The sequence below is a fragment of the Streptomyces sp. NPDC058534 genome, from assembly GCF_042717365.1.
Lineage (GTDB): Bacteria > Actinomycetota > Actinomycetes > Streptomycetales > Streptomycetaceae > Streptomyces.
Genome location: NZ_JBHXNW010000049.1, coordinates 38,005 through 48,935, shown reverse-complemented (window position 1 = coordinate 48,935; position 10,931 = coordinate 38,005). Strand labels below are relative to the sequence as shown.

General features: G+C 73.1%; 10 protein-coding genes and 1 pseudogene. 4 read left to right on the top strand and 7 right to left on the bottom strand.

What is annotated here, in order from left to right; translation table 11 throughout:
• Positions 1–687 (top strand): PP2C family protein-serine/threonine phosphatase (locus ACFWR9_RS27110; protein WP_383846491.1); only part of this gene is annotated, 687 nt, incomplete at its 5' end.
• Here ACFWR9_RS27110 and ACFWR9_RS27105 read toward each other — a convergent pair.
• Positions 659–1,624 (bottom strand): MMPL family transporter, encoded by a 966-nt coding sequence (locus ACFWR9_RS27105; protein WP_383846509.1) that lies wholly within the window; start codon positions 1,622–1,624, stop codon positions 659–661. The two genes, ACFWR9_RS27110 and ACFWR9_RS27105, sit on opposite strands and share 29 nt — an antisense overlap.
• A 141-nt stretch (positions 1,625–1,765) precedes the next feature.
• A pseudogene (locus tag ACFWR9_RS27100) lies at positions 1,766–2,926 on the bottom strand (MMPL family transporter); the annotation flags it as partial.
• A 207-nt stretch (positions 2,927–3,133) separates the two neighbouring features.
• On the opposite strand from ACFWR9_RS27100, the gene ACFWR9_RS27095 reads away from it, so the two are divergent.
• The gene (locus ACFWR9_RS27095) at positions 3,134–3,355 is read left to right on the top strand and encodes a hypothetical protein (protein ID WP_383846490.1); all 222 of its coding nucleotides are present in this window, start codon (positions 3,134–3,136) and stop codon (positions 3,353–3,355) included.
• 34 nt (positions 3,356–3,389) lie between these two features.
• On the opposite strand, the gene ACFWR9_RS27090 is transcribed toward ACFWR9_RS27095, so the two are convergent.
• The 4 genes from ACFWR9_RS27090 to ACFWR9_RS27075 all read right to left on the bottom strand — a co-directional run bounded on the left by ACFWR9_RS27090 (position 3,390) and on the right by ACFWR9_RS27075 (position 8,725).
• Positions 3,390–3,899 carry a DUF5709 domain-containing protein gene (locus ACFWR9_RS27090; RefSeq protein ID WP_383846489.1) on the bottom strand — a complete coding sequence of 170 codons (510 nt, stop codon included), beginning with the start codon at positions 3,897–3,899 and terminating at the stop codon, positions 3,390–3,392.
• A gap of 72 nt (positions 3,900–3,971) precedes the next feature.
• Positions 3,972–5,447: a hypothetical protein gene (locus ACFWR9_RS27085; protein WP_383846488.1), complete on the bottom strand. Its 1,476-nt coding sequence runs from the start codon at positions 5,445–5,447 to the stop codon at positions 3,972–3,974.
• A gap of 186 nt (positions 5,448–5,633) precedes the next feature.
• On the bottom strand, positions 5,634–7,988 hold the full coding sequence (locus tag ACFWR9_RS27080) for a glycoside hydrolase family 65 protein (protein ID WP_383846487.1): 2,355 nt from the start codon (positions 7,986–7,988) through the stop codon (positions 5,634–5,636).
• The gene (locus ACFWR9_RS27075; protein WP_383846486.1) at positions 7,985–8,725 is read right to left on the bottom strand and encodes a beta-phosphoglucomutase family hydrolase; all 741 of its coding nucleotides are present in this window, start codon (positions 8,723–8,725) and stop codon (positions 7,985–7,987) included. Before ACFWR9_RS27075 ends, ACFWR9_RS27080 begins: the two co-directional genes overlap by 4 nt.
• A gap of 54 nt (positions 8,726–8,779) precedes the next feature.
• Here ACFWR9_RS27075 and ACFWR9_RS27070 point away from each other — a divergent pair, with 54 nt between their 5' ends.
• The gene (locus ACFWR9_RS27070) at positions 8,780–9,430 is read left to right on the top strand and encodes a nucleoside/nucleotide kinase family protein (protein ID WP_383846485.1); all 651 of its coding nucleotides are present in this window, start codon (positions 8,780–8,782) and stop codon (positions 9,428–9,430) included.
• Positions 9,431–9,466: 36 nt separating this feature from the next.
• Here ACFWR9_RS27070 and ACFWR9_RS27065 read toward each other — a convergent pair whose 3' ends face one another.
• On the bottom strand, positions 9,467–9,628 hold the full coding sequence (locus ACFWR9_RS27065) for a hypothetical protein (protein WP_383846484.1): 162 nt from the start codon (positions 9,626–9,628) through the stop codon (positions 9,467–9,469).
• 227 nt (positions 9,629–9,855) lie between these two features.
• Between ACFWR9_RS27065 and ACFWR9_RS27060 the strand changes: the two genes are divergently transcribed.
• Entirely contained in the window at positions 9,856–10,773 is a 918-nt protein-coding gene (locus ACFWR9_RS27060; protein WP_383846483.1) for a MurR/RpiR family transcriptional regulator, read from the top strand.
• Positions 10,774–10,931 lie beyond the last annotated feature (158 nt).

Here is a 10,931-nt window from a genome sequence, read left to right as displayed (position 1 = left end):
GGGGGGGGGGGGGGGGGGCGGTGCCCGGGGTTGTCCCGGCGGGCCCCGCCCGGGACGCTGGTCGGGGGCGACTTCTTCGACGTGCGGGACGGCCCGTTCGGCGTACGGGTCGTGACGGGGGACGTGCAGGGGCACGGGCTGTCGGCGGTGTCGACGGTCGCCTCGCTGCTGGGGGCGTTCCGTGAGGCGGTGCTGGACCGGCCGGACCTCGCCTCGGTGGCGGGCCGGCTGGACCGCAGGCTTCTGGTGGACTCGGCTGACGCGCGGCACGCGGAGCTGTTCGCGACGGCCGCGCTGCTGGAGTTCTCCGCCGACGGCCTGGAGGTGCGCGTCGTGGTCTGCGGCAACCCGCCGCCCCTGCTGCTGCGGGACGGGAAGGCCACGGAGCTGGAGGTCGCCCCGTGGACGCCGCTCGGGCTCGGGCTGGCGGACGCGGGGGCCATCGAGGCGTGCACGGTGCCGCTGCGCCCCGGTGACCGCCTCTTCCTGGCCTCCGACGGCGTGGTCGAGGCCCGCGGCGACGGCGGCGCCTTCTATCCGCTGGCCGAACGGCTGGCCGCGCTCGCGGGCGCCGATCCGTCCGCGCTCCCCGGGCTGGTCTGGGTGGACCTCCTGCGGTTCTGCCCGGACGTGCAGGACGACGTCACGATGCTGGTCCTCACTCCTTCGCCGCCCGCCCGGGGCTGACGCCCTCTTCGTGCTCGCCCTCCGCGTCGATGTGCGGGAGGATCCGGTCGAGCCACCGGGGCGTCCACCAGGCGTGCCGTCCGAGCAGTGTCATCACGGCGGGCACCAGGAGCAGGCGGACGATCGTGGCGTCGATGAGCACGCTCACGGCGAGGCCGAGGCCGAGCATCTTGACCACGATGTTGTCGCTGATGACGAAGGCGGCGAAGACGCTCACCATGATCAGGGCCGCGCAGGTGATGACCCGCGCGGTGATCTCCAGGGCGTGGGCCACCGAGTCCTTCGCGTTCCCCGTGCGCAGCCAGGCCTCGTGGACCCGGGAGAGCAGGAAGATCTCGTAGTCCATGCTGAGTCCGAAGATGATCGCGAACATCATCATGGGGACGTAGCTCTCGATGGGCACCGTGCCGGAGACCCCGAGCGCGGGTCCGCCCCACCCCCACTGGAAGACGGCCACCACGACGCCGTACGAGGCGGCGATCGACAGCACGTTGAGGACGGCGGCCTTGAGGGCGACCAGCGGGCCGCGGAAGACCGCCAGGATGATCAGGAAGGCCAGCGCGACCACGACGCCGATGATCAGCGGCAGGCGTTCGGCGACGATGTCGCGGAAGTCCACCTGGGAGGCGGTGGCCCCGGTGACGTAGCCCTCGGCGTCCGTGCCGGCCACGGCGTCGGGCAGGGTGCTGTCGAGCAGGCGGTTGGCCAGGTCGGTGGTGGCGGCGTTCTGCGGGGCCTCCTTCGGGTACACCGTGGCGAGCAGCACGTCGCCGTCCTGGGTGGGGGTCACCGGCGTGACCGCGGCCGTGCCGGAGACGCCGTCGAGGCTCTTGGTGACCTGCGAGGAGAGGTCCGAGCGCTGCGACTGGGGTACGCCGCTCTGGTCGACGACGACGGTCAGCGGGCCGTTGGAGCCGGGCCCGAAGGCGTCGGACATCAGGTCGTAGGCCCGCCGGTCGGTGAAGGACGTGGGGTCGGCGCCGTCGTCGATGTGGCCGATCTGGAGGGAGAACACGGGGACGGCCAGCACGACGAGCGCCGCCACGCCCGCGGCCAGGAAGCGCCACGGCCGCCGCTCCACCCGCCGTGCGTAGCGGTGCCAGGTGCCGTGGGGTTCGGTGCCGGGCTCGGCGTCGGTCTCGGCGACCGGGCGGCGGACCCGCAGCCGGTCGATGTGCCGGCCGACGAGGCCGAGGAGGGCGGGCACCAGGGTCAGGGCGCCCAGGACGGCCGAGACGACGGTCACCGCGGCGGCGATGCCGAGCTTGCCGATGAAGGACACCCCGGACGCGTACAGGCCCAGCAGCGCGACGATCACCGTGCAGCCGGAGACGAGGACCGCCCGGCCGCTGGTGCCGGTGGCGTGGCCGGCCGCCCGCACCGGGTCGGCGCCGTTCATCAGGTTCTGCCGGTGCCGGGTGATCAGGAACAGGGCGTAGTCGATGCCGACGCCCAGGCCGATCATGGTCGCCAGCGTCGGGGACACGGTGGCGAAGGTGAACGCCGCCGCGAGCAGGCCGAGGCAGGCCAGCCCGCCGACCACCCCGATCAGCGCGGTCACCAGGGGCGCGACCGCGGCGAGCACGCTGCCGAAGCCGATCAGCAGGACGACGATGGCGACGCCGAAGCCGATGAGTTCACTCACCCGGTCGTCGACCGCCGGACGGGCCAGCTCACCCAGCGATCCGCCGTACTCGACCTCGGCTCCCGCCGAGCGCAGCGGCGCGACGGCGTCGTCCACTCCGTCGAGGTAGCCGTCGCCCAGTTGCGCGGGCTGGATGTCGAAGCGGACGGTGATGTAGGCGGTGCGGCCGTCCGTCGAGACGGGGCCCACGTTCTGCTGGGAGGAACCGGACTGCGGCGTGGCGGTGAGCGGGTTCTGGGCGGACAGGACGTGCGGCAGCTTCCCCAGATCGCTCACGGTGGTGGACATCTGGGAGCCGAACGAGGTCAGCGCCTTGTCGTCGTCGTGCACCACGATCTGGCTGCTGTAGCCGCCGGCCGCCGGATCGTGCCGCTCCAGGACGTCCAGGCCCTGCTGGGACTGGGAGGAGGGCAGGTTGAAGTCGTCGGCGTAGTCGCCGCCGAAGGAGCGGTTCGTCAGGGTCAGCGCGACCAGTGCGGCCAGCCAGGCGACGACGACGATCACGCCGTGCCGGGCGCACCACTCGCCCCATCGCCGCAGTCCTCCCCCGCCGCCTGTCCCCCGTCTCCCGGCGCCGGTGCGCCTTCGTGCCATGGCCGTGGTCCTTCTGCCGGGCGACAGGTTCGATCGGTCCGATGTCGCGGGCTCTCATTACACGCCGGGGCGCCCTGGGCGGCACGTCGGATCGTCCGTCGCTCCGGATGCGCGGGCGGATTCCGCATTGAATGGTGTTATCGGGATATTCGGGACCGACAACAGCACGGCACCGAAGCAGCGATCCGGATCCGAGGAGCACTGATCATGTCGACGTCACAGCCCGACGCCTCCCGACCGTCCGAAGCCCGTACCGGCGACGACCGCGCCACGCCGGACGACCTGCTCCACGCGCGCACCGGCACGGAGGTGTCCCCGGAGGACGTCGTCCTGGCGGCCGGCCGGGACGTCACGCCGAAGAACCTGGAATGGGCCAGGCGGAAGCTGGCCGAGGAGGGCCCCGCGGCCCTCGACAAGCTGCTGCCCTGACCCCACGGTCCCGGGCCGGCCGGGCCCCGGCGGGTCAGCCCGTCCGGCCGGGGCCCGCCCCGTCGTCCTCGGGGTCCGGCAGCTCCGTCTCGTCCGGCACGACGTGCATGGCGGCCTCCTCGGCGCCGGCGGCTCCGCCGTCGATGCCCACGTCCTCGGCGACCGTCTCCTTGGTGGTGTCGGCGCGTACGCCCTCGTCGGGGGCGACCAGGCGCCCCGAGCGCTCCGTGCCCGCCTCCGGGTCGACCGGTTCGCCCTCGCCGCCGGGTTGGTCGCCTACGCCGTCGCCGTCCGGTACCGCGACGTCGGGCACCTCCTCGGCGAGCCGTTCGTCGAGGCTCTCGCCGTCGTGCTGCTCGGCGGCCGTGGTGCCGTGCCGGTTCACGCCGAGGGGCTTCTCCGGCGGGGAGTAGCCCTCGTCGAGCGTGTCGTCGTAGGTCCGCTCGTCGACGGCGTCCTGGAGGTCGAGGGGCGCGGCGTCGGCCTGTTCCTCGTTGGTTCCGGTGGGCTGGTAGGCGTCGTCGGCCATGGGGTCGGTGCCCATCGCTGCCTCCCTCTCGCGCTGCGTCGGCCAGGTCGTCTCGTTGCCCGGTTCGCGTTTCCCGATACGCGATCTCTAACCCGGGGGTGCGACGCGGATGCTCAGGTCGGTGATGCGGTGCGGGGTCCAGTCGCGGGCGTAGCCGGGCGGGGTGCCGCCCGGGCCGGTGATCGCGGCGACCGGGATCCTCGAGGCGGTGTCCACTATCTCGGCGACGGTGGTGTTCCCGTTGTTGCCGCTGGTCTCGCCGGACGAGCAGCCGGTGTAGTAGCCGATGGGGATCGACTCGTGGCCGGTGATCAGGCAGGGCGGGCGCACGCCGAGCCGGTGCAGCTCGTCGGCGACGCGGGTCCAGTCCTGGCGGCTGTCGACGTTGCGGTTGACGGTGCCCACGAGGACGGCCGTTTGGACCGCCAGATGCCCGGCCAGGGCGAGTGCCACCAGCGGCGCGAGCACCGGCCGCCACCGGCCGCGCCCGTTCCTGGCCAGGTGCCACAGCGCGTCGGCGACCGGGACGGCCAGCAGGGCGTAGGCGGGCTGGAGGAAGCGGGGGGCCGCGTACCCGATCATGAACAGGTACGGCAGCGCGGACGTCACCGCGCAGGCGAAGGGGACCAGGGCCGGGGCGGTCCGCCGGGCCCGGACCGCGACGGCGACTCCGAGGGCGGCGACCAGCGGGAGCGCCAGCCACCACAGGGTGACCAGCGGGTTCGGTATCGATCCGGTGCACGGGCGGCACAGCCCGCGTCCGCCCAGGCTGCGCATCTGGTCGTCGACGGCGAAGTTCCAGCCGAGGCCCCCCTGGATCTCGGAGGCCCGCGACAGCCTCTCCCCGAAACCCCCGTACCAGGCGTACGCCTCGATCACCCACTCCACTCCCCCGGCCGCCAGGCCCCCCGCCAGTGCGAGCAGCAGCGGCCAGTGGCGGCGTAAGAGGACGAGCAGCAGCAGGGGTACGGCCGCCCAGACGGCGTCGGTCGGCCGCATCAGGGCCATCAGGACGGCGCCGGCCGCCACGCCCCACAGCGCACGTCGGCCGGGCTCGCCCCGCAGGGCCCGGAGGAAGCAGCCCACGCAGATCAGGGCGCCGATGGCGACCCAGTAGTTGGGCATGGCCTGCGGACCGTAGAAGAGGGTCACCCACAGGGTGGCGAAGAAGGCGCCGGCCGTGGCCAGGACGTGTGACGGAAACAGGCCGCGCCAGGCGCGCAGCGCGAGATACAGGCCCAGGCCGGACAGCACGGCCAGGTAGACGCGCAGCAGTTCGGTGGAGGCCGACCAGGACGCGACGGGCGCCACCAGTAGGGGGACGCCCCGGGAGCGGGGTGCGCTGAAGAAGGCGGCGGGGTGATGGGTGGTGACCTGGCTGACGTACACCGTCTCGTCCCAGCCGAGGCCCATCGAGGGGTGGACCAGGACCAGTTGGGCGACGGTGAAGACGGCGGCCACCGCCGCGAGCAGGAGGTCCACGGGCGGGCGCCGGGGAGTGCCGGACGTCGCCGTCTCGCCCCGCCGTCCGCCGACGAGAATGGCGTTCGAGCCGTCGGCCATCGTGCACCCCTCACCCCCGCACCTCGCGGGGCCGCTCGGTCCTCACCTCCTGCCGCCCGTGGCGGGAGCCCGGATACCCGGAAAACAAGGTCAAACTAACCCGCGGCCCAGCGAAGTGCAGGGCGGAACTCGGCCGTTCGTGCCGTGTCGTCCGTCACTGGGGTCCGGGACCTCGCCGCCATCCGGTCAGAGTTCGTTGGGGCGGCGGTGCGGGGGCTGTTCGGGTGTGGGGCGCCGCTTCGGTGGGGCGACGGGGAGGGTGACGGGGCCGTCGCCGTTCACGTGTACCTCCGTCCCGTGGTGACGGATCGTCAGAGGATCGCCGGTCAGCAGCTTGTACGTCGCCCGGTCGGAGTCGATCTCCACGCTCAGGCACCGGCCGCGGAACTGGAGCCGAAAGGCGAGACGGCTGAACTTCTCGGGCAGTCGTGGCGTGAACCGGAGGCTGTCGCCGTCCCGGCGGGTGCCGCCGAACCCGGCGACCAGCGCCATCCACGTACCGGCCAGCGAGGCGATGTGGAGTCCGTCGCGGGTGTTGTGCTCCAGGTCGGCCAGGTCCATCAGGGCGGCCTCGGCGGCGTAGTCGTAGGCCAGGCGCAGGTGTCCGGTCTGGGCGGCGACGACGGCCTGGCAGGCCGCGGACAGGGAGGAGTCCCGCACGGTCAGCGGCTCGTAGTAGGCGAAGTTCGCGGCGATCTGGTCCTCGTCGCAGTGGGTGTCGAACCAGCTGCCGCAGGTGTACATCGCCAGCACCAGGTCGGACTGCTTGATGACCTGCTTGCGGTACAGGTCGAAGTAGGGGAAGTGCAGCATCAGCGGGTACTGGTCGGCGGCGGTGGCGGCGAAGTCCCAGCGCTGGTGCCGGGTGAAGCCCGCGTGCTGCTCGTGGACGCCGATCTCGTCGTTGTAGGGGATGTGCACGGACTCGGCGGCGTCCCGCCAGGCGGCGCTCTCCTCGTCGTCGACGCCGAGTTGGGTCGCCTCGTCCGGGTGGCGTTCGCAGGCGTCGGCCGCGGCGAGGAGGTTCGAGCGGGCCATGAGGTTGGTGTAGGTGTTGTCGTCGGAGATGGCGCTGTACTCGTCCGGGCCGGTGACGCCGTCGATGTGGAAGACGCCGTGGTGGTCGTGGTGGCCCAGGGAGCGCCACAGGCGGGCCGTCTCCACCAGGAGTTCCAGCGCGGTGTCGCGTTCGAAGTCGGTGTCGCCGGTCGCCGCCGTGTAGCGCACCGCGGCGTGCGCGATGTCGGCGGCCACGTGGAAGGCGGCGGTGCCGGCCGGCCAGTACGCCGAGCCCTCCGACCCGTCGATGGTCCGCCACGGGAACGCGGCGCCGCGCAGTCCGAGCTGGGTGGCGCGGTCCCGGGCGGCGGGCAGGGTGTCCTGGCGCCAGCGCAGCGCCTCGGCGACGGCCTTGGGGGCGGTGTAGGTGAGCACGGGCAGCACGAACATCTCGGTGTCCCAGAACGCGTGTCCGTCATATCCGGAACCGGTGAGTCCCTTGGCCGGAATCGCCCGCTGTTCGGCGCGGGCCCCGGCCTGGAGCACGTGGAACAGGGCGAAGCGCACGGCCTGCTGGATCTCCTCGTCGCCGTGCACCTCGACGTCCGCGCTGGCCCAGAAGTCGTCGAGGTAGGCGCGCTGTTCGGCGACCAGGCCGTCCCAGCCGCCGTGCGCGGCGGCGGCCAGCGCCGCCTCGACCTGGTCGCTCATCGCGGGCCGGGAGCGGGCGCCCGACCAGCCGTGGGCGACCGTCTTCTGTACCCGCAGCCGCTGCCCCGGCTCCAGGACGGAGGTGATGGTCAGCCGGGCGACGTCGTCGTTGCTCTCCACGCCGGTGTTGGTCTCCCCGGGGGCGTCCACCACGTGGTCGGCGGCGACGGCGACCCTGAGCCCGCTGCGCCGGGTGCGGTGGACCAGCCGCAGCCGGGACCCTTGGGCCAGGTGCTCCTCCGGCTCCAGCGGGGACTGGAGCGCCCTGGCCGCCCTGGGGTCGCCGTCGGGGTCGGGGAGGCTCTCGTTGGTGACGAGTTCGGACTGGATGACCACCCGGATCCGGCTGTCGAGGGGCTCGACCTCGTACTCCACGGCGGCGATGGCGCGCTGGGTGAGGGAGACCAGCCGGGTGGAGCGCACCCGGATGGTCGTACCGGCCGGGGAGGTCCACTCGCAGGTCCGCTCCAGGACGCCGCGCCTGAGGTCCAGGGTGCGTTCGTGCTTGCGGAGCCGCCCGTAGCGCAGGTCGAAGGGCTCGTCGTCGACGAGCAGCCGCAGCAGTTTGCCGTTGGTGACGTTGATGACGGTCTGGCCGGCCTCGGGGTAGCCGTAGCCCGCTTCGGCGTACGGCAGCGGGTGCAGTTCGTAGACGCCGTTGAGGTAGCTGCCGGGCAGGCCGTTGGGTTCGCCCTCGTCGAGGTTGCCGCGCCAGCCGACGTGTCCGTTGGACAGGGCGAAGACGGACTCGCTCTGGGCCAGGAGGTCGAGGTTGAGGGAGGTCTCGCGCACGCGCCACGGTTCCACGGTGTACGTCCGGTTGGTGATCACGCGCGGCCTCCCAGCTCGGCGAGGTCCTTGACGACGCGGTCGGCGCCGTGGGCGTAGAGGGCGTCGGTCCGGCCGACGCGGTCGACGCCGACGACGAAGCCGAAGTGGCCGGAGCGGCCCGCGTCCATGCCGGCCAGCGCGTCCTCGAAGACGGCGGCGCGGGACGGGTCGACACCGAGGTCGTGGGCGGCGGCGAGGAAGGTGTCGGGGTGGGGTTTGCCCGGCAGTTTCCGTTCCCGGGCCACCACGCCGTCGATCCGCACGTCGAACAGGCCCTCGGCGTCGATGGAGTGGAGCACGTCCCGGGTGTTGGCGCTGGAGGAGACGATCGCGGTGGCGAGGCCGGCGGCGCGGACCGCGTCGATGTAGCGCAGGGTGCCCTCGTACGGCTGCACGCCGTCGGTGCGGATCTTCTCCAGGAGCAGTTGGTTCTTGCGGTTGCCGACGCCGTTGACGGTGGGCGCGTCCGGTGGGTCGTCGGGTCCGCCCTCGGGCAGCTCGACGCCCCGGGAGGCGAGGAAGGAGCGGACGCCGTCGGCGCGGGGGCGGCCGTCGACGTACTCGTCGTAGTCGGAGTCGGTGAAGGGGCGGAAGTCCGCGCCGTCGCGCTCGCGCAGGAAGGCGTCGAACGTCTCCTTCCAGGCGGCGGCGTGCACCACCGCCGTCCTGGTGACGACCCCGTCGAGGTCGAAGAGACAGGCCTGGATGTCGTCGGGAAGTCCCAGCTGCGTACTCATACACCCCACAGTTCCCCGCCGGGGCACGTCCCTTCGGGTGACACACTGTGCGGTGTGCCGCTGACCTTCGACGACCTCCTCGCCCGTGCCCGTGCCCTCCCGTCCGGCGGACGGCGCGCGGTGCTGGGCATCGCGGGCTCTCCCGGCGCGGGGAAGTCGACGCTGGCCGAGCGTCTGGTGCGGGAGCTGAACGGCGCGGGCGAGCCCTGGGTGGCCCACGTCCCCATGGACGGCTTCCACCTCGCGGACGCCGAACTGGACCGGCTCGGCCGCCGGGACCGCAAGGGCGCGCCGGACACCTTCGACGCGGCCGGGTACGCGGCGCTGCTTGGCCGGCTGCGCGAGGAGGACGGCGACGGCGGCATCGTGTACGCGCCCGGCTTCGAGCGGGTGCTGGAGCAGCCCGTCGCCGGCGCCGTGCCCGTGCCGCCGTCGGCGCGGCTGGTCGTGACGGAGGGCAACTACCTGCTCCTCGAGACCGGCGCGTGGGCGCGGGTGCGGTCCCGGCTCGACGAGGTGTGGTTCTGCGGGCTCACCGAGGCGGAGCGGATCCGCCGGCTCGTCGCTCGGCACGAGCAGTTCGGCAAGTCCCCCGGACAGGCGCGCGACTGGGCCCTCGGCACCGACCAGCGCAACGCCGACCTGGTCGCCGCGAGCCGGCACCGGGCCGACCTGGTGGTGCCGGCGGGGGCGGTGGGCGGCTAGGGCCGGGGTCGCCGCCGGTCGGCCGGGCGGGGTGGGTCATTCTTCGGCGTAGTCGTCGGGGCGGACGTGCGCCTCCTCCAGGGCCTCGCGCAGGGTCCGGCCGGTGCCGCCCGGCGGGCGGGGCGGCTCGTCCTCGCGCCGGTCGGGGGTGACGTCGGCGGGGTCGGTCTTCGGCCGGTTCTCTTCCGGGACGGTCATGACGGAGGCTCCTCGTCCGTGTCCGCGTGCTGTTCCGCGTCCGCGGGCCGCACAGGCCCGTGGGTCCTTCCGTGGCGGCGGGCCGCACAGGCCCGTGGGTCCTTCCGTGTCCGCGGGTTCCCGGACGGCGCGCCGCTATCCCCCGTCGGGCGGGCTCGTCGGACCGCCGTGCCGACCACGGGGGGTGAGCTATGTTGACCTTCGTGGGAGACAAAGGAGGCGCACCCGTGCCATCGCCGCAGCAGGCACGCGCACAGGCATCGGCGATCACCTCGGGACGGGCGGCCCCGGAGGCGGCGGCCTCCCCCACCTCCCGGCTCCGGACGCTGTTCGACCGGCCCCGCCTCTCCCCGGGCCAGCGGCGCATCGCCCAGTACCTGATCGAGCACCTGCACGAGGCGGCGTTCCTGTCGATCACCGACCTCGCCGACCGGGTCGGGGTGAGCCAGCCCTCGGTGACGCGGTTCGCGTCGGCGGTCGGCTTCAGCGGTTACCCGGCGCTGCGGGAGCAGCTCCAGTCGATCGCGCTGGGCAGCCGCGGCACGGTCGCGGCCGAGGAGAACCGGGGGAACGAACTCCAGGCGGCCGTGGACGCCGAGATCGAGAACCTGGAGAACCTGCGGCACGACTTCGCCGACGCGGACCGGGTGATCGACGTCGGCCGCAAGCTGGCCGCCTCGGCGCCGCTGACCGTCCTCGGGCTGCGCATCTCCGTCTCGCTCGCCGAGTACTTCGCCTACGCGGCCCGCCGGGTCCATCCCGACGTTCGCCTGGTGACCCGGGGCGGCACCGTCGCCTACGACGCCCTGCTCCAGTCCCGGGAGGCCGGCGGCACCTGGGTGCTGGCCTTCTCCATGCCCCGGCACGCCCACGAGACGCTGGGCGCCGTACGTGTGGCACGCGGTGCCGGGCTCAAGGTGGCGCTGATCACCGACCTGGCGCTCGGCCCGGTCGTGGACGAGGCCGACGTCACCTTCGCCACCGGCACCGGTTCGCGGCTGGTCTTCGACTCCTACGCGGCGCCGGGCGTGATGTGCGCGGCCCTGCTCCAGGCCATGACCGACGCCGATCCGGAACGGACGCAGGCGCGGCTGGAGGAGTACGAGCAGGTCGCCGACCAGCACCACTTCTTCCTGCGGGACTGAGCCGCCGGGACCGAGCCGCCGCCTCGACGAGGGGGCGGCGTGGAGATTGGTCGGCGCATACGGGGGCCATCCCCGGCAAAGCAGGCATGAATGTTTCCATACGTCTTGCAAACCGGATGGCATATATAAATACTGCTCACGGATCGCGACCCGGCCGT

Excerpts from the sequence above, each read along its gene's own strand:
- ACFWR9_RS27105 (WP_383846509.1), bottom strand. The coding sequence starts at position 1,624 with ATGTCCGACGCCTTCGGGCCCGGCTCCAACGGCCCGCTGACCGTCGTC.
- ACFWR9_RS27095 (WP_383846490.1), top strand. The coding sequence starts at position 3,134 with ATGTCGACGTCACAGCCCGACGCCTCCCGACCGTCCGAAGCCCGTACC.
- ACFWR9_RS27065 (WP_383846484.1), bottom strand. The coding sequence starts at position 9,628 with ATGACCGTCCCGGAAGAGAACCGGCCGAAGACCGACCCCGCCGACGTC.
- ACFWR9_RS27090 (WP_383846489.1), bottom strand. The coding sequence starts at position 3,899 with ATGGGCACCGACCCCATGGCCGACGACGCCTACCAGCCCACCGGAACC.
- ACFWR9_RS27085 (WP_383846488.1), bottom strand. The coding sequence starts at position 5,447 with ATGGCCGACGGCTCGAACGCCATTCTCGTCGGCGGACGGCGGGGCGAG.
- ACFWR9_RS27075 (WP_383846486.1), bottom strand. The coding sequence starts at position 8,725 with ATGAGTACGCAGCTGGGACTTCCCGACGACATCCAGGCCTGTCTCTTC.